This is a genomic window from Craurococcus roseus (assembly GCF_039523795.1).
GTDB classification, from domain to species: domain Bacteria; phylum Pseudomonadota; class Alphaproteobacteria; order Acetobacterales; family Acetobacteraceae; genus Craurococcus; species Craurococcus roseus.
The window spans coordinates 116552-131768 of record NZ_BAAAFZ010000008.1; the positions used below are offsets into that span (position 1 = coordinate 116552).

The window sequence follows — 15217 nt, forward strand, 5'->3', positions numbered from 1 at the left end:
CACAAAACCCTCAATTTTCCTCATGAAACTGCTTTTCAACGCGGATCGCGCGGGTCCACCGCCGCCTGCCTGACCTCAGACGGCCTGCTCGGGCTCTTCCCACCGGACACAAGCGACACAACCCGCCTGGCGGGGCCCCACCGGAGCGCGCGAACACCATGCGGACCAGGGCGGTGCTCAGCGCCTCCTCCGGCCGCCGGCAGTGGTCGCCGAGCCAAGCGTGGATCGCGGCGGCGTCCATGTTCGCCAGCGGGTCGCCGTCCTGCCGCATCTGCGCCGCCGCGGCGATGGCGCCGGCGAAGCCGAACGCCCATTGCTCCAACTCCGGAACGGAGCGCCCGACCGCCACCCATTCGGCGCAGGCCACGCCGGCGCCCGCGCCCATGACCGTCAGGCGCGGCGCCTGCGCCTCAGCTAGGCGCTGTTTTCAAACCCGCTGCGCCTCCGAGTGGGAAAACCAGACGGAAGGTGCCGTCGTCGGCTTCCGTGCGCTTAACGCGCGGGCGCGGCGGCCAGGACAGGCCCGTCGAGCCCCACGCGTCCCTCGATGCGCCCTGCGATGCGGGCCAGCTGCGCGGCCGTGCGGGCGCCCGCCTGCGGATCCCCAGTCGCGCAGGCCCCCCGCGCGTCCGCCCGATGGCGCTCGATCAGCGCGCGCTCGGCCGCCGTCGCGTGCGGCAGCGCCTGCTCCAGCGCCGCTTCGGCGGGGGCGAGCGCCGCCTCGCAGACCCCGGTGAGGTGCATGTTCAGCGCCTCGGGGTCGCACGCCCCGGCGGGGCCGACGGCCGCCAGCGCGGCGCCCAGGCCGGCGAGGATCAAACTTCGGCGCATGGAGGCGTCCTCCTCTCGTTTGCTGCGGCCTCAGCGGGTGCCCGGCGCGGGCGTGGCGGGTCCCGTCGGCTTGGACGGGCCTTCCGGCCCGAAGGTGCCGAGGCGGTACGGGCCGCCAATGGTCGGGAAGGTGGCGACGACGCGCCGCTCGGCCACGCCCACGACGCTGACCGTGTCGTCCAGCGCGTTCGGCACCAGCAGGAGGCGGCCGTCGCCGGTCATCGCGTGGTCGCGCCCGGCGTTTCCCCGGCCCACCTCGACCGAGGGCAGCTGCGCCGGCCGGCGCGGGTCGGACAGGTCGAACACCGCAAGCCGCCGGCTCTCGGCCGCCGTGCCGCGCGGCGCGGGAAGCGTGCCGAGCTGGAGGAACAGCGTCCGCCCGTCCGGCGAGGCGATGGGGTAGGTCGGCGAGGCGAAGCGCTCCGGCCCGTCGGCGAGGGCGCGGGCGCAGCCCGGCCCGTCGTAGAGGATCGGCACCTCCGCCGCGAGGGCGGGGCCGGCCGCCTCGACCACGGCGAGCTGCCCGACTTGGCAAGGCGTCCCGCTCGCGCGCAGGCCCCACTCGCGCGGGGCGCGCTGCGGCACGGCGACGAACGCCCCGCCCGGCAGGTCCTTGGCCGCGTTGCCCCCGAGCCCGGAAGTCCGCACCCAGCGGAGCGCGGGCGGCTCGGCGTCCGCGTCCACCGCCGCGACCTGGCCGGTGCCGGTCAGGAAGTGGAACACCGCCCCGGTCGCGGCCGAGGCGCCGACGCCATGCGGGGCGAGGGAGACGCCGGCGCGCCCGGTCGGGTCGCAGGTCCGATCCGGCACGGAGCCGTCGAAGCCGAACTCGGCGGCGGAGAAGTGGCGCACCGCGCGCGGCTCCGAGGGCTCCGAGTAGTCCACCACCGTCAGGACGCGGGCGCAGTCGCCGATGTTGGACACCACCGCGCGGGCGCGCCGGGGGGAGAAGCCGGCCTTGTGGTGCCCCCGCCCGAGGCGGACCTCGCCCAAGGGCCGGAGGTAGGTCGGCGAGCCCGGCGTGGCGTCCACGAACAACATCGAGCTGTCGGCCGGGTCCTCGCCGGGCGGGGTGCGGGCGTCCTCGCCGTCGTTGAGCACGACCAGCAGGCGCCGGCCGCCGGCCTCGGGCGGGAGGTAGACGTGCACCGGGCGGGTGGCGCCGAGCGACGAAGACGGGACGCGCGCCAGCTCGCGCGGCGGGCGGGCGGCGAGGTCCACCAGCACGACCTGCCCGGCGGCGGTGTGGGCCAGGGCGGCGACGCCCTCGCGCGTGACCTGGACGTCGCTGGAGGCAACGGGCACCGGGAAGCGGGCCAGCTCCGCCCCGGTGGCGAGGTCGTGGACCGCCAGTGCGTCCCGGCCGGAGACGGCGGCCACCGTGCCGGCGGCTTGCTGCGCGGCGGCCGCGGCGGGGAGCAGGAGGAGCGCCGCGGCGGCGCACCGAAGACGGGCGGGCATTGGGCATCCTCCGCGCAAGGGGCCGTGCGTGCGGTTCGGCCGCCGCCAAGCTTACACCGCTCTCGGGAAAGGGGCAGCCGACCGGAAGCGTGCCGGCCGGCCGCTCACGGGCGGTCGATGCAGAACTCCAGCGCGTCCGCCACCGGGATCGCTCCGAATGGATTACGGAACAGCGCCATGCACGGGCGTCACGAACTTCCCGACCACGAATGGGCCCGCCTGGAGCCGCTCCTGCCGAAACCGCGCACGGGCCGGCCTCCGAAGGACCACCGCCCGGTCCTCGACGCCTTGCTCTGGCTGGCGAAGACGGGGGCGCCTTGGCGCGACCTGCCCGAACGCTTCGGCCCGTGGCGCGGCATCGCCACGCGCTTCTACCGCTGGACCAGGGCGGGCCTATGGGACCGCATCCTGTCCGCGCTGCGCCGGATCGCGGACGCGCGGGGCGGCATCGATTGGGACGTGCACATGGTGGACGCGACGAGCGTGCGCGCCCACCGCCACGCCGCCGGTGCAAAAGGGGGCAACACCTTCAGGCGCTGGGGCGCTCGCGCGGGGGCTTCGGCGGCAAGCTGCACCTGCGCTGCGAGCGGCGCGGCCGGCCCATGGCCTTCGCACTGACGCCAGGCGAGCGGAACGAGCGCGCGACGCTGCCGGAACTGATGGCCAAGGGCGCCGTTCCGCGCGCCGGTCGGGGGCGTCCCAGGCTGCGGCCGCGCACCGTCGTGGGCGACCGCGGCTACACCGGCGGGCCCACCCGCGACTTCCTCCGCCGGCGCGGCATCGCCGCCGTCATCCCGCAGTTCAGGACTGAAAAGAGGCCGAGGCTCGTGGACTGGGACCTCTACCGCGAGAGGAACGTAGTCGAGCGCCTGGTCGGGAGGTTGAAGGAGTACCGCCGGATCGCGACCCGGTACGACAAGCTGGCGGCCAGCTATCTCGCCTTCGTCCAGCTCGCCGCCATCAAGCTGTGGCTTTGAAAACGCGGCCTAGCGGTGGCGTCGCCGACGCGAGCGCCAAACACACACCGACCGCCCCGGACACCCGAGCGCCGCGCCGCCGCGTCGAGAAAGGGGCCAGTCCCCAGCGTCCGCCGTCGGGCGGGCGATCCCGGAAACGTCGCATCCGCTCCACCATCACCGCCTCACGCCAACACCGCCGTCCGCCCTCGCGCGCGAGTGGCCTCGGGCGCGAGCGGCGGCGGCCCGGCGACGGTTCCGGGCAAGCCTCACGCCGCCAGCGGCGGGACCGCTTGCGCCAGCGGCACCTCGACGTCGCAGACCAGGCCCGCGGGTTCCCAGGCGCGCGACACGCGCCCGCGCAGCTGGCCGCGCACGGTGGCCTCCAGCACGCGCGAGCCGAAACCCTGGCGCGCCGGCGGCGCTTCCACCGGCGGCCCGCCGCGCTCCGCCCAGCGCAGCCGCAGCTCGCCCGAGGCCGCGTTGACCCTCCACGAGAGCGACACCCGCCCGCCCGGCACCGACAGCGCGCCGTGCTTGGTGGCGTTGGTGGCCAGCTCGTGCAGCGCCATGGACAGCGCCTGCGCCGCCCCCGGCTTCAGGTCCAGCGCCGGCCCGTCCAGCTCGGCCCTCGGCCCAGCGCCCGGCGCGTCCGCCGCGGCGCCCAGGAAGGGCGCCAGCTCGCCCTGGGCCACCGCGCGCAGGTCGGCCCCCGCCCACCGCGCCCGGGCCAGCAGCGTGTGCGCGCGCGCCAGCGCCGCGACCCGGCCCTCGACGGCGCGGGCGTAGGCGTGCGGGTCGTCCTTCGGGGTGAGCCGCAGCGCCGCCTGCACCACCGCCAAGGCGTTCTTGGCGCGGTGGTCCAGCTCGCGCACCAGCAGGGCCTGGCGCTCCGCGGCCGCCTTGCGCTCCGTCACGTCGCGGGTGACGCCGAGGTGCGCGAGCGGGCCGCCCCCGGGCGGCCTGAGCGGCACCGCGTGCGTCTCCATGCTGCGCCGCCGCCCGTCCGGCGCGACGATGTCGAACTCCCACACCAGGCTCTCGCCGGCGCAGACGCGGGCGTGGTTGGCCGCCCACAGCGCCCGGTGCTCCGGCGCGACCAGGTCGGGCACCGGGCGGCCCACCACCTCTTCCGGGGCGGCGCCCAGCAGGCGCAGCCCGGCCGGGTTCATCCGGAGCAGGGCCCCGTCGGCCCCGACGAGCTTCACGCAGTCGGGCGTGGCGTCCACCACGGCGCGCAGGCGCTCCTCGCCCTCGCGCAGCCGGGCCTCCTCGGCCGCGAGCGCGGCGGCGGCGCGGCGGTGGCTGCCGATCAGGCACGCCATGGCAGCGCCGAGCGCCGCGCCCTCGTGGCAGAGGCACCCTCGGCCGAGCCGCGCCGCCGCCCTTTCCGCGTCCGCCGCGGCCCCGGGCTCCCGCGCCATCCGCTCGGCGATGGCGGTGAGCGCCCGGACCGGCCGCGTCGCGGCGTGGGCGAGCAGCCAGCCGATCCCGGCGGCGAACAAGGCGACAGCGCCGGCCCAGTGGAAGATCTCGCGCTCCAGCGCCCCGGCCGCGGCGAACGCCGCGGCGCTGTCCTGGCGCACCAGCACCGTCCATCCGAGGCCGGGATAACCCCTGTGGCCGCGGGTCGGGGCGTGCCCGACCACGAACGCCTCAGCGGCGCCGCCGGCCGCGGCCGGCCAGCTTTCCAACCGCGCCCCGGTCTCGCCCGCGCCCGCCGCGCGCGCGGAGGCCAGGTCCGCGAGGCCCTTGCCGCGGAGCGCCGCCGGCCCGAGGAGCACGGTGCCGTCCCGCGCCAGCACCAGCGCCTCCGCCCCCGGACGCCGGACGCGCATAGGTTCCAGCACGCCGCGTTCCACGCCCTCCGCCCAATCCCAGAACAGGTGCGCGGCCAGGACGCCGGCCGGCCGGCCGTCCAAGCCCGCCACCGGGGCGGCGAGGTCGACGAAACGCGGCGGCTCTCCGTTCGGGCGGGGGCCGAGGTGCTTCGCCATCAGGACCGCTTCGTGCACGTCGCCGGCGTAGGGGCCGGCACGGCCGCCGGAGAAGTAGTCGCGGCGGGAGACGTCCACCCCTTCCAGGATGCCTTCGCTGGTCACTTCGATGCGGCCGTCCGCGCCGATGAGGAAGGTGATGGCGTAGTCGGGATAGGTCCGTTGCAGGAGGCGCAGTACCTCCCGCTTCGCCTCCGGCGAGGCGGCGGGATTGCGCAGCACCGGGTGCGCGGCGGCGACCTGCACGTCGCGCCAGCGCTCGAACATGCCGCGGTCGAGCGTGTCGGCGACGTGGCGGGCGGCCTGGGCCAGCTCGGCGGCGGCGCCTTGGTGCAGCCGCTCGGTGGCGGCGCGGCTGGCGAGGAGGCCCGCGGCCACGACCGCGGCGAAAGACAGGAGGCCCGTGGCGAGGGCCAGCATCGTCCGCATGCCCATCCGTCCGGCGGGGCGGGCCGGCCTGGTCGCGGCGTGAGGCACCGGGGTCGGCGTTGCGGAGGAGAGGCCCGAAGTGCTGACCGACAAACTTTGGCCTCTCCCCGCATGTGCCGCCGCGCCGGGCGCCGCCGCGGGGGCCGGGCCGGTAGGACCCGCGGCCGGCGTCGGCGCGGAACGTCGCTCAGGACGAATGTTGCGTAGTATGAAAGAGCATGTGTTGTCTACTGATGGTTTAGAAGGTCGCCTTGGTTTTCGATGTGCGGGTGGCTCGCAGCGGCCGGCGGATGGACCAGCCTGTTCCACACGGTCCTGTCGTGGATCCGACGGGCCGCGCTTCGCCACGACCGCCGGTGCGTCGGCCGCCGCCGTCGGCACCCCGACGCGAGCCGAACGCCTGACCGCTCGCCGAACCCGTCCTAATGGCCGCCGACCCACAGGGCGAAGGCCGCCCCGATCGCCGCGACCACCAGGGAGGCCACCGCCGACCATTGGAGGGCGGTGACGCCAGCACCGCCCAGCGGCTCGGTCCGGGGTGTCGCATCGCGCTGGTTGAGTAATCGGGCGGGACGCGGCCTGTACCTCACGGGGCCGCGGGGCGGGCTTGTTCAAGGCGACCGAGCCGGTGCCGGCTTGGAGGACCGATGGATAGGTCGCCGGGATCCGCGCCTCACGGCGATCCCATCCGGCGAGCGCCATGGTGGCGGTTGTGCGCGAGCGCGACGTCCGGACGCTGCCCTTCGTGTTCCGTACGGAGGCCGAGGCGGAGCCCACCATCGGGGGGCGGGTGGCGACCGGAACAACGATCCACGCCGACGGAGCCACCGCTTGGGACGCGTTGCACTCCCGGTTCCCGCCGCCCGCCCTCGCGGGAAAGGCAGCCCGTGCACGACACGGAATGGTAATGGATGTGCTACGAAGGGGCGTTTGGGAGCGCCCCTCGATGCGGAACGTCCTTCTCGCCTGCGCCTTGGTCCTGGGCGGCCCGGTGGGCTGCTCCCCGTCCTACACTCCCGGCGAGTACGCGGACGTCGGCTACCGCGCGCCCGCCCGCGTCGAAGCGCCCGCCGCGCCGGCCCGGAACCGTGTTCGCGCCGCCGTCCGACGCAAGGGGGCGCCCGCGCCGTCCGCAGGCGCCGTCGGGGCGGCCCGGCCGGGCGCGCCGCAGGCCGGTGCCGGCCCCGGTTGATGGCCGCCGATCCCCGGCACTGGCGGCGAGCGGCGCAAGTTTGACGGTTACGGGAAACCGTCGCCGGCCCCGCTCGCTTTCCTGGATCATGAGAGGGGCGGACGGGGGAGCGGGCACCATGTTCGAGGTTGTTGACGACGGGTGTGCACCGGACGTGTTGGTGGTGCGCGGCACCGGCGGCTTCGCTGGGCAATCCGCGACCTTCGCCGGACCCGACGCCCGGAGCAGGGCGGAAGCCTACGCGCGGTGGATGAACGCCGGGGGCGCCTTCCAGCGCCGCCGGACCGACCCTGGCTTCAAGGGCGGGGCCGGTCACGCCCGCTGAGACGCGGACGCCGTATTTCGATTGCCCAAGGTAACGTTTCGGTGTTGTATTCTTTTTGCGGGCGCCGCTTCCCCCCAAGCCCGCGCGGAACCCCGAACATGACCCCGACCGCCGCCCCTTCCGCCGCGCCGCCGCCCCCGACCGTGCTGGTGGTGGAGGACGAAGCCCTGGTGGCCATGCTGGTGGAGGACGCCTTGGCGGAGGCCGGCTACGGCCCGGTCTGCGCCCCGGACGGCCGCTCCGGTCCGGCGGACCCCGCGGCGGCGGTGGTGGACCTGCGGCTCGCGGACGGGCTGGACGGCCGCGACGTGGTCCGCCGCTTGCGCGCCCGGCGCCCGGCCCTGCCGGTCGTCGTGGTCACCGGCTACCTCCCGGACGCGCCGCAAGCCGACCTGCGGGGGCTCGGCGGGCCGACGCTGCGCCTTTGTAAGCCCTTCGATTGCGATGAGCTGGCGGCCGGCGTGGCGGCGGTGATGGCGACCCCCACGACGCGCCCGGCGATGCCGCGCCGCAGGCGTTCGGACCTGCTGGCCGCTTTCGCCTGAGCGGGCGGGCCGCGGGCGGCCGAAACCGTCTCATCACGCCCGAGCGCACGCCGGGGTTGCGGACACCCGCCGAGGTTGCAGAATGCATGACGATGCACGGATGGCGGGGCGCGGGGCCATGTTCGAGGTGGTGGAGCGGGGCGACGCCGAAGGCGCGTACATCGTGCGCGGCACCGGCGGGTTCGCCGGGCAGGTCGCCGTCTTCCTGGGGCCGGGGGCGCGGGAAAGGGCCGAGGCTTACGCGCGGTGGCTGAACGCCGGCGTCGCCTTGCAGCGGCGCCGGACCGACACCGGCTTCAAGGGCCGGGCAGCCAATCCCGAACCCTGAGGACGCGGCGGACCGGCCGGCACCGGGCCTAGTTGATGGCCCGCGGCCCCTTCTGCCACGCCAGCGCCAGGGGCACGCGCTTCACCGGCGGGTAGCTCGGCGGCCCGCCCGCGGCGCCGTCCACCCACTGCGCCAGCACCGGGCGGCCCTGGCACCCCTCGCAGCGGAACCGCTCCAAACAGCCGGGGCACCCGGGCCCGCGCCCCGTGGCGCTTCGCCAGCAGCTTGTGCGGGATGGTCGCGGAGCGCCCGCAGCCGCAGCGCAGTTCCAACCACCAAGCCGCGTCAACGAGGTCCAGGGTGGCGTCGGGCACGAAGGGCAGGTCGTCCGGCACGGTGGCGCACTCCCGCAATTGGTGACGGGGGCGGAGCGTGTCTTAGAACATATGGGGAACAAAATCGCGTCCAGGTGAGGGCCGGCGCATGGTATTCAGCCGCATGGTTGAGAGCGCGGCGCGATGAAGGTCTATGTGGACGAAGGCGGCGAGCGGCGGTTGATCGGGCGGGCGGACGTGCCGGAGGGGTGCGGCCCGGTGTTCGAGGCGCCGCTGTTCGGCGCCGCGTCCACCATCGCGGAAGCGTTTACGGTCGGCGCCGTCACGCACCTGCCGGAAGGCGGCGGCGCCCCGGTGGTGGAGCGGGCCGTGCTGGCAGCGCCGGGGCAACTCGTTGACTTGATGACGGGGTGGCAGCCGCTCGCGTCCTGAGCGCCCGGCGCCGGCGAGCACGAGGGAGGCGCTTGATTCATTCCAAGCCGGACCACAGGGCGATGCCGGCACCGACGAACGCGCCCGCCAAGGAGGCCACGGCCGCCCAGTGCAGCGCCGCCACCGCCAGCACCGCCGCCCGGCCGCCGCGGGCCGCATCGCCTTCCCGCCGGTCCGCCATACCGCCTCTCCGCCTCGCTTTCCGCCCAGTGTGCCGCATCGCCGGTGACACCGGCTAGGCGGGCGGCTCTCACATGACAGTTCCAATTTGCGCTTTTCGTCTGCTAAATGGAACGATCTCAGCCGGACCTTGGTCGCATGCCGACGCCCTCCATCCGCGACACCGTCGCCTTCGTCCGCTCGGCCCACGCCGGCGCCGCCGTGGACGGCAAGCCGCGCTGGGTGCGGGCGCTGGAGGTGATGGCCCTGCTGCCGCAGGTGCTGCCCGGCATCCAGGTGATCCACGCCGACCGGCAGGTGGCGCTGCTGCGCGACGTGCTGGAAGCCACCGCCGCGACCGAGCGGGACCTGCTGCGGGCCGGCTTCCCCGAACCGGTGCTGGAGGGCGTGGTGCGCCTGTCGCGCTTCGACGCCGGCCTCCCCTACCTGGACCACCTGCGCGCGGTGGCCGCCTCGCGCGACCTGTCCGCCATGCGCGCCGCCATGGCGGACCTGCTGCACGAAGAGAAGTTCGGGGCCGCGCCGGGCGGGCCGGAGGCGGCGGGGGCGCGGGAGCGCCGCCGCCGCCAAGGCATGGCGGTCCTGGCCCGCGGCCTCGGCTGCTGAGCGGGGCCGGCGCCCGGCGCGCCGGTTTGATCGGCGATGGTGCAGACGCGGCCCTCATGCAGCCCAAACGGGTATTTTCTGGGGGTCGGAACCCGCATACCGTGTGCCGTGCCTTCGCGGAGATGCGGGATGAAGGTCTACACCGATGACGACGGCGGCCGGCGCCTGATCGGACACGCGGACGTCCCGGACGACTGCGGGCCGGTTTACGAGGTCCCGGTCGTCAAGGAGGCCCTGGCCGCCACCGAGGAGTTCGCCGTGGGCGCGGTGACGCACCCGCCGGAAGGCGGCGGCGCCCCGGTGGCGGAGCGGGCGGTGCCGGCGGCACCGGGGCAGCTCGTGGAGCTGCTGCCGGGGTGGGCGCCGCTGGCCTCTTAGCGGCGGCCGTTCACGGGGAAGGCGACGCGTTTGGTAGGGCGAGTTGCTGCTGCAACAGCTCTGCCAGCAGCCCGTGAAGGCGAGTGAGGTCCAACGACCCGGCGAAAGCCGATTGGTCCACGGCCCTCAAGGCGAGTACGTAGTCGTCGCGCCGCCTCCGCGCGGTTCACCCCACCAGCCCCCAAAGCGCCAAGCGCCCTTCCTTCCGCGGCTTCCCGACCGTCCCGAGCGTCCGCTGGTGCCGCAGCGCCCGCCCCACGCCATCTCCCTCAGAAACCTCCGGGCATTCACGCGTTTCCCCACGTGGGTGGAAGGAGACGGGCGATGCAGGCGTTTCCCGAACGGACAAGGGCACGGATTGGCACCCGCGCCGAGACGCGGGCCCTCCCGTTCGGGCTCTCGTTGCCTCTAGCGGCCTCGGTTAGCGCGGCGCTGTGGGCCGCGATCGCGTGGGCCTTCCGCGCGGCGCTGTAGCCAGCCGCCGGGCCGCAGCGCCCTCCCGGTTCAGTGCGAATCCAGCACATCCTTGATGGCTACGGTCGCCAACACCCGGCCGGCTTGGTCCGTGATCTCGAATCTCCGGCCGGCCACCGCCCGGTCAGTCTTGAGCGCGTCGGCGCGGATTTGGCGGGCGGCGGTGGCGGCCTCGGCGCGCGCCGCGTCGAGGTCCGGCAGGTCCACCCCTTCCGGGTCTTCGATCAACCGGTCGCCGTCGCGGACGTGGAAGTAAAAGGTTGGCATGGTCCGGACGTTGGCAGGGGCCGGCGGGCGCGTCGGTCCGATCCCGGTCGCGGCGCCGCGATTGCCACGGTCATTCCGCAAGCTCCCACAGCGCCAGCCTGCCCTCCTTCCGCGGGTTCCTGACGGCGATCACGGCCCGCGCATCTTCCGCGCCGTTTACCGGGTATACCCGCGCCGCGTGGCACGGTGCCGCCATGACGTTCCGCGCCGCCGCCACGCTGCTGCTGATCGGGCTAGCCCTGGGGTTCGCCCTCGGCTTCGCCATCGCCGGCGTCGCCGCCCGTCCGTAGCGGCCGGCGCCGCCACCCGCCTGCCAACTCCCGCAGCACGGACTTTCCCGCCTCGCCCAACGGCTCCACCCCGGTCGCGGGCGGCGGCTCAGCGCGGGTCCGGGGCGTCCGGGAACGGCACCGCTTCCAGCATCCGCCCGGCGTCGTCCCAGATTTCGACCCGCCCGAAATCCAGCGCCTGGCCCGCCCTGAGGCGCGCGGCGAGGTAGTCGCGGGCTACGTCCGCGGCCTTGGCCCGCGCGGCTTCCAAATCGGGCAGTTCGCTGCCCTCAGCGTCCTCGACCAGCCAGTCTTCGTCTCGCATGTGGAAGAAGAAACGCGGCATGGCACGTCCACTCCGCTCGCCGGGCGGTGCGGCGGGCGGACCGGCGGGTTCCGGCCCGCGCGCCGCCCCCACCGAGGGATTACGGGCACGCGGCGCCGTCGGATGCAACACATGCGGCTTCATGCAGGCGCCGATCACCCCGCCAACTCCCACAGCGCCAGCCTGCCTTCCTTCCGCGGGTTCCTGACCGTGCCCAACGTGCGCTGGTGCCGCAGCGCCCGCCTGGCGCTCCCCTCGATCGCTGCCAGCACCGCTTCGCTGGCCGCGCCCAACCCGCGCGGCGCCATCACGCGCTCCGCGACCGCGGCGACCGTCAGCGACCCGGAGCAGAACGTGCAGCACCATGCGGCCCATGTCGGCCGTGGTGCCGGCACAGGCCGCGCCCGTCGGCGTCCAACGAACCGCCCCCGTTGTGTCGGAGCCACTAAGCAAAAAGCCTTGTGCGGCGGTCCCGGTTCAGCGACGTGCGGCGCTTGCCATTGCGCCCACCTCCCGCATCAGGGCCTCAAGGCCCGCCACTATCCGCCGCCCCTGCCCGCGCAGCCGTTGCGCGGCGATGGCCTCGGCGCTGCGCCGGCCGTGCTTCCACGTCGCCTTGCGGCACCGCTCCAGCCCCTCCGGCGTGCGGGCGCCCGGTTTTCGCCCGGCGGGCAACGGCATAGGGTCGCTCATTTCCGTCCCACCCCCCGGCCCACCGTGCCCGCCACCACCGCCCGGCCGCCCTCCCCGACGGAGACATGCTGCACCGTAACCACCTGCCGCCCGCCGTTCCGGAGCCGCTCCAGGGTCAACGCGGCGCGTTGCGACACGTCCAGCAGCCGCGCCGCCGCCACGGCCATCCGCGCCGCCTCGACGCTCTGCATCTGCTGCCGGCCTTCGGGTGCCCAGGTCGCCGCCGACACCGCGAAGCTGTGCGCCTTGGCGAGCATCACCATGGCGACCGTGTGGGCTCCCGCCATCTGGTGCGCGAGGTTGCGCTCCAGCGCGTCGCCGGCGCCGATGCTCTCGGAGGTGTCCAGGGCGAGCGTCAGCGCCGCGTTCGAGATGCCGGCCGTCAGGTTGAAGCGGTGCTCCGTCGCCTCCGCCGCCAGAAGGTCGGGCGGCTGCCGCACCAATTCCTGGAACGGGTCGGAACAGGGGCGCTCCGCCACGACCTCGCCGCCGTTGCCGACGGCCAGCGGCCCGTCGACGGCCTCCAGCGGGTCGCGGAAGCGGTCTGCGTGGCGGTCGAGGTAGGCAGCGTCGTGCTCCTCGCGCGCGGCGCCGAGGCCGTCGCCCCGCTCGCGCATCCGGCGGGCGCGGTGGCGCCGCGTGGCCGCGTTGGCCTTCAGTTCGCGCGAAAGCATCCCGCCGCTCTCCCGCGCGCGCTTGCCGGCCATGTGTGGCAGGTCCGGATCGTGCGGCACGTCCGCCCGGTTGCTGCCTGCATCCGCCATGGAGGAGGCGTCCGCGCAACACGCCCGCGCGTCATCACCAGCCATCTTTCGCCCCATTCGTTCCTCGCTCCAATCGCCGTTATCCGGGCGCGAGCGGGACGGATCGCGGTCCGGACCAACGGACCGGACCTTATAGGTCCTAGTCCGTTTGGTCCGTGATGTGACCGGAACCGTTGGTCCGGCCCGATCCGCGCCGGTCCTGCTTGGTCCGCGCTGGTCCGAGCAGGTGTTCGTTGCAGGACCAAGCATCATGCGTCGCGCTCCGGATGGCAGACCCACACCAAGCCGTCGCGCACAGCCGCCGCCCCCGCGGTGTAGAGGCGCTGGATCTCCCTGCGGATGGCCCGCTCCCGCTCCGCTTCCTTGGTTGCGGCGGACAGCCGGCGGGTGTGGCACTCGCCCCACCAGCGACCCTCGGGGATGCCGGACAGACCGGCCGGGAAGCCGGCCCCGACCGGCAGCGGTTTGCCTTCGCGGGCGATCAGGTCCGCCAGCATCCGCAGCGCGCGTTTCGCCATCGGCGGCTGAGCGGGCCCGGTCGGGGCCTCGTGCGCGGCCTCCTCCGCGATCGGCGCGGTTTCCGCTTCGCCGTCCTCGTCCGTGCCGATCCGTTCGCCCCTAACGGTGAAGGCGAGCGTCGCGTCCGCCGGCCCGTTGCGATTCTTGCCGAACACCACCAGCCGCGGCTCGCACGCTGCCGGCGGGGGCACGATCTCCAGCGTCACGTCGGCCGCGCCGTTCAGGACGGAATGCCCGCGCGGACCGCGCCCGCCCTCCTTGGTCCCGTGGTGCACTGCCATCACCGCGATCCATGGTTGATCGTCGCGCTCCGGCCGGCCCAGCTCGCGCAGGACGCGGACCGCCCGGCCCATGTCCTCCGCCTCGTTCTCGCGCAGGCCGGGGAACGCCATCGCCAGCGTGTCCACGATGACCAGCACGGCGCCGACGCGCCGCGCCGCGGCCCGTATCTCCTCCAGGTCAGGCGGGTCGCCTGGCGCGCCGGCGGACAGGTCCACCGGCTCCGCGACGATCCAGAGGCCGGGCGCGTCGCCGTGCACGCCGCGGAGCGCGACCGCGCGCATCCGCATCCCCGCGCCGTCCTCGGCCGCGATGTAGAGCACGGGGCCGCGCCGCACACGCCTGCCGAACACGCGCCGGCCCGCCGCCACGGCGTGCGCGATGTAGGGCGCCAGCGCGGACTTGCCGGTGCCGGGTGGACCGAAGAGGACTATGAGGTCGCCAGGCGCGAACACTCCCTTGACGATGTAGCCCCAACGCTTGGTCGCCGCGCAATCCGACAGGTTCAGGAGCCGCAATCGGCCGCACGGCGTGCCCGGCCGCGGGGGCGGCGGCGCGGACCGCTCCTGCCGAACCCCTGCACGGTGCAACAGCTCTTCCGGGCTGGCGCCGAAACCGTCCATCAGGCGGCCCGGTCCGCGAAGTCGCGGCCCGCCTGCCCCGGCCAGACCACGCGGACCTCGCGGCCCGCCTCCGCCCAGCGCGCCTTGCAGGCGCGGGCCGAAGCCAAACCGGGCGCGTCGGCGTCGGCGAAGACCGTCAGCGCCTCGATGCCGTGCAGCAGCGGGAAGCGGGCCACCGCGCCGGCCGCGGCGGCGGCCCATACCGGCGCGTGCCCGAAGCGTTGCAGCAGCGCCAAGCCGGTTTCGATGCCCTCGCACAAGCCCAGGCCGAGCGTCACATCCTCGTCAGGCGTGAGGCGGACCACGCCGGCGGCGCCCAGCATCATCTTCGCGCCCTCGCCGCTTGGACCGGGCGGCGCCTTGCCAGTGCCGTCCAGCGCGAGAAAGGTGCGGTGGACGCCGCACGGCTCGCCCGTCGTGGGCCCGGTCATCAGAGCGACCATGGCGGGCAGCCGTTCGGGCCCGCGCCGGCAAGCGGGATGGAAGCGGAGCGGCGCGCCGTGCGGCAGGGACAAGCCGCGCGACCGCAGGTAGGCTTCCGCCAACGATCCGAGCAGTGGGACGGCCTCGCGCCACAGCCCGAGCGCCATCTCGCGGTTCCATCGTTGGAACGTGTCGCCGCAGCCTCGGGAGGGCGCCGGTGCGGGCGGCTCCGCGCCCACCGGCCCGCGACCCAGCCAGCCCAGCGCGTCGCCGCCCTTGCCGGCTTCGTGGTCGTACCACTGCCCGCGCTCCCGACCCCCGACGCGCACCGCGAGTGAACCGCGCGAGCGGAACCGGACCTCGCCGGCGCGCCGCGAAGTTGGTGCCGCGCAGATCAGCTCGCGGGCCAGGCTTTCGATGCGGCGCGCCAGATCGCGGGCGAGGTCGGCGGGCGCGATGCGACGCGCTATGCGCTCCAGCGCGGCGCGTTGCGCTCCGGTCGGCTGCCGGCCGTGTCGGGCCAGACCATCCATGTCGGCGAGGAAGCCCGCTTCCCAGGAAGAAAGCAGCGCCGGGTTGTCCCGGCTCCGCCGGATCAGCTCGGGGAAGGTCAACACGGCATCCCCGCCGCTTCCGCCACCAACGG

19 protein-coding genes and 1 pseudogene are annotated in these 15217 nt (G+C 74.9%); 8 read left to right on the plus strand and 12 right to left on the minus strand.

The window, feature by feature from the left end:
- Positions 1-10: 10 nt before the first annotated feature.
- From ABD067_RS03465 to ABD067_RS03475, 3 genes are all read right to left on the minus strand, one after another.
- Positions 11-385 carry a hypothetical protein gene (locus ABD067_RS03465; protein WP_343893762.1) on the minus strand — a complete coding sequence of 125 codons (375 nt, stop codon included), beginning with the start codon at positions 383-385 and terminating at the stop codon, positions 11-13.
- A 107-nt stretch (positions 386-492) separates the two neighbouring features.
- A complete protein-coding gene (locus ABD067_RS03470) occupies positions 493-831 on the minus strand; it encodes a hypothetical protein (RefSeq protein ID WP_343893763.1) in 339 nt (112 codons plus the stop codon).
- 30 nt (positions 832-861) lie between these two features.
- Positions 862-2292 carry a hypothetical protein gene (locus ABD067_RS03475; protein ID WP_343893764.1) on the minus strand — a complete coding sequence of 477 codons (1431 nt, stop codon included), beginning with the start codon at positions 2290-2292 and terminating at the stop codon, positions 862-864.
- 177 nt (positions 2293-2469) lie between these two features.
- On the opposite strand from ABD067_RS03475, the pseudogene ABD067_RS03480 reads away from it, so the two are divergent.
- Positions 2470-3269: pseudogene (locus ABD067_RS03480) on the plus strand (IS5 family transposase).
- Positions 3270-3517: 248 nt separating this feature from the next.
- Here ABD067_RS03480 and ABD067_RS03485 read toward each other — a convergent pair.
- Complete coding sequence (locus ABD067_RS03485) at positions 3518-5674, minus strand: PAS domain-containing protein (protein WP_343893765.1); 2157 nt, start codon at positions 5672-5674, stop codon at positions 3518-3520.
- Positions 5675-6338: 664 nt separating this feature from the next.
- Here ABD067_RS03485 and ABD067_RS26330 point away from each other — a divergent pair.
- The 4 genes from ABD067_RS26330 to ABD067_RS03500 all read left to right on the plus strand — a co-directional run bounded on the left by ABD067_RS26330 (position 6339) and on the right by ABD067_RS03500 (position 8064).
- Positions 6339-6866: a transposase gene (locus ABD067_RS26330; RefSeq protein ID WP_408871511.1), complete on the plus strand. Its 528-nt coding sequence runs from the start codon at positions 6339-6341 to the stop codon at positions 6864-6866.
- Positions 6867-6984: 118 nt separating this feature from the next.
- Positions 6985-7191 (plus strand): hypothetical protein, encoded by a 207-nt coding sequence (locus ABD067_RS03490; RefSeq protein ID WP_343893766.1) that lies wholly within the window; start codon positions 6985-6987, stop codon positions 7189-7191.
- A 98-nt stretch (positions 7192-7289) separates the two neighbouring features.
- On the plus strand, positions 7290-7736 hold the full coding sequence (locus ABD067_RS03495; RefSeq protein ID WP_343893767.1) for a response regulator: 447 nt from the start codon (positions 7290-7292) through the stop codon (positions 7734-7736).
- Positions 7737-7818: 82 nt separating this feature from the next.
- A complete protein-coding gene (locus ABD067_RS03500) occupies positions 7819-8064 on the plus strand; it encodes a hypothetical protein (protein ID WP_343893768.1) in 246 nt (81 codons plus the stop codon).
- Positions 8065-8092: 28 nt separating this feature from the next.
- Here the strand turns inward: ABD067_RS03500 and ABD067_RS03505 are convergent, their stop codons facing one another.
- Positions 8093-8242: a hypothetical protein gene (locus ABD067_RS03505; protein ID WP_343893769.1), complete on the minus strand. Its 150-nt coding sequence runs from the start codon at positions 8240-8242 to the stop codon at positions 8093-8095.
- A gap of 280 nt (positions 8243-8522) precedes the next feature.
- Here ABD067_RS03505 and ABD067_RS03510 point away from each other — a divergent pair, with 280 nt between their 5' ends.
- Positions 8523-8771 (plus strand): hypothetical protein, encoded by a 249-nt coding sequence (locus ABD067_RS03510; RefSeq protein ID WP_343893770.1) that lies wholly within the window; start codon positions 8523-8525, stop codon positions 8769-8771.
- Between the two features lie 37 nt (positions 8772-8808).
- Here the strand turns inward: ABD067_RS03510 and ABD067_RS03515 are convergent, their stop codons facing one another.
- Entirely contained in the window at positions 8809-8952 is a 144-nt protein-coding gene (locus ABD067_RS03515; protein WP_343893771.1) for a hypothetical protein, read from the minus strand.
- 137 nt (positions 8953-9089) lie between these two features.
- Here ABD067_RS03515 and ABD067_RS03520 point away from each other — a divergent pair, with 137 nt between their 5' ends.
- Positions 9090-9557 carry a hypothetical protein gene (locus tag ABD067_RS03520; RefSeq protein WP_343893772.1) on the plus strand — a complete coding sequence of 156 codons (468 nt, stop codon included), beginning with the start codon at positions 9090-9092 and terminating at the stop codon, positions 9555-9557.
- A 129-nt stretch (positions 9558-9686) separates the two neighbouring features.
- A complete protein-coding gene (locus tag ABD067_RS03525; protein ID WP_343893773.1) occupies positions 9687-9935 on the plus strand; it encodes a hypothetical protein in 249 nt (82 codons plus the stop codon).
- A gap of 504 nt (positions 9936-10439) precedes the next feature.
- Here the strand turns inward: ABD067_RS03525 and ABD067_RS03530 are convergent.
- The 6 genes from ABD067_RS03530 to ABD067_RS03555 form a co-directional block, all read right to left on the minus strand.
- The gene (locus ABD067_RS03530; protein ID WP_343893774.1) at positions 10440-10676 is read right to left on the minus strand and encodes a DUF6894 family protein; all 237 of its coding nucleotides are present in this window, start codon (positions 10674-10676) and stop codon (positions 10440-10442) included.
- A 378-nt stretch (positions 10677-11054) separates the two neighbouring features.
- Complete coding sequence (locus ABD067_RS03535; protein ID WP_343893775.1) at positions 11055-11291, minus strand: DUF6894 family protein; 237 nt, start codon at positions 11289-11291, stop codon at positions 11055-11057.
- A 134-nt stretch (positions 11292-11425) separates the two neighbouring features.
- Positions 11426-11578, minus strand: a complete 153-nt coding sequence (locus tag ABD067_RS03540; RefSeq protein WP_343893776.1) for a hypothetical protein — start codon at positions 11576-11578, stop codon at positions 11426-11428.
- A gap of 381 nt (positions 11579-11959) precedes the next feature.
- The gene (locus ABD067_RS03545; protein WP_343893777.1) at positions 11960-12727 is read right to left on the minus strand and encodes a hypothetical protein; all 768 of its coding nucleotides are present in this window, start codon (positions 12725-12727) and stop codon (positions 11960-11962) included.
- 248 nt (positions 12728-12975) lie between these two features.
- Complete coding sequence (locus tag ABD067_RS03550; protein WP_343893778.1) at positions 12976-14148, minus strand: AAA family ATPase; 1173 nt, start codon at positions 14146-14148, stop codon at positions 12976-12978.
- Positions 14148-15185, minus strand: coding sequence for a DUF7146 domain-containing protein (locus tag ABD067_RS03555; RefSeq protein ID WP_343893780.1), 1038 nt, complete (start codon positions 15183-15185; stop codon positions 14148-14150). The genes ABD067_RS03550 and ABD067_RS03555 overlap by 1 nt, the downstream gene beginning before the upstream one ends.
- Positions 15186-15217 lie beyond the last annotated feature (32 nt).

Excerpts from the sequence above, each read along its gene's own strand:
- ABD067_RS03475 (WP_343893764.1), bottom strand. The coding sequence starts at position 2,292 with ATGCCCGCCCGTCTTCGGTGCGCCGCCGCGGCGCTCCTCCTGCTCCCC.
- ABD067_RS03465 (WP_343893762.1), bottom strand. The coding sequence starts at position 385 with ATGGGCGCGGGCGCCGGCGTGGCCTGCGCCGAATGGGTGGCGGTCGGG.
- ABD067_RS03535 (WP_343893775.1), bottom strand. The coding sequence starts at position 11,291 with ATGCCGCGTTTCTTCTTCCACATGCGAGACGAAGACTGGCTGGTCGAG.
- ABD067_RS03485 (WP_343893765.1), bottom strand. The coding sequence starts at position 5,674 with ATGCGGACGATGCTGGCCCTCGCCACGGGCCTCCTGTCTTTCGCCGCG.
- ABD067_RS03550 (WP_343893778.1), bottom strand. The coding sequence starts at position 14,148 with ATGGACGGTTTCGGCGCCAGCCCGGAAGAGCTGTTGCACCGTGCAGGG.
- ABD067_RS03540 (WP_343893776.1), bottom strand. The coding sequence starts at position 11,578 with ATGGCGCCGCGCGGGTTGGGCGCGGCCAGCGAAGCGGTGCTGGCAGCG.
- ABD067_RS03510 (WP_343893770.1), top strand. The coding sequence starts at position 8,523 with ATGAAGGTCTATGTGGACGAAGGCGGCGAGCGGCGGTTGATCGGGCGG.
- ABD067_RS03490 (WP_343893766.1), top strand. The coding sequence starts at position 6,985 with ATGTTCGAGGTTGTTGACGACGGGTGTGCACCGGACGTGTTGGTGGTG.
- ABD067_RS03515 (WP_343893771.1), bottom strand. The coding sequence starts at position 8,952 with ATGGCGGACCGGCGGGAAGGCGATGCGGCCCGCGGCGGCCGGGCGGCG.
- ABD067_RS03545 (WP_343893777.1), bottom strand. The coding sequence starts at position 12,727 with ATGGCGGATGCAGGCAGCAACCGGGCGGACGTGCCGCACGATCCGGAC.
- ABD067_RS03500 (WP_343893768.1), top strand. The coding sequence starts at position 7,819 with ATGCATGACGATGCACGGATGGCGGGGCGCGGGGCCATGTTCGAGGTG.
- ABD067_RS03470 (WP_343893763.1), bottom strand. The coding sequence starts at position 831 with ATGCGCCGAAGTTTGATCCTCGCCGGCCTGGGCGCCGCGCTGGCGGCC.
- ABD067_RS03525 (WP_343893773.1), top strand. The coding sequence starts at position 9,687 with ATGAAGGTCTACACCGATGACGACGGCGGCCGGCGCCTGATCGGACAC.
- ABD067_RS03530 (WP_343893774.1), bottom strand. The coding sequence starts at position 10,676 with ATGCCAACCTTTTACTTCCACGTCCGCGACGGCGACCGGTTGATCGAA.
- ABD067_RS03495 (WP_343893767.1), top strand. The coding sequence starts at position 7,290 with ATGACCCCGACCGCCGCCCCTTCCGCCGCGCCGCCGCCCCCGACCGTG.
- ABD067_RS03520 (WP_343893772.1), top strand. The coding sequence starts at position 9,090 with ATGCCGACGCCCTCCATCCGCGACACCGTCGCCTTCGTCCGCTCGGCC.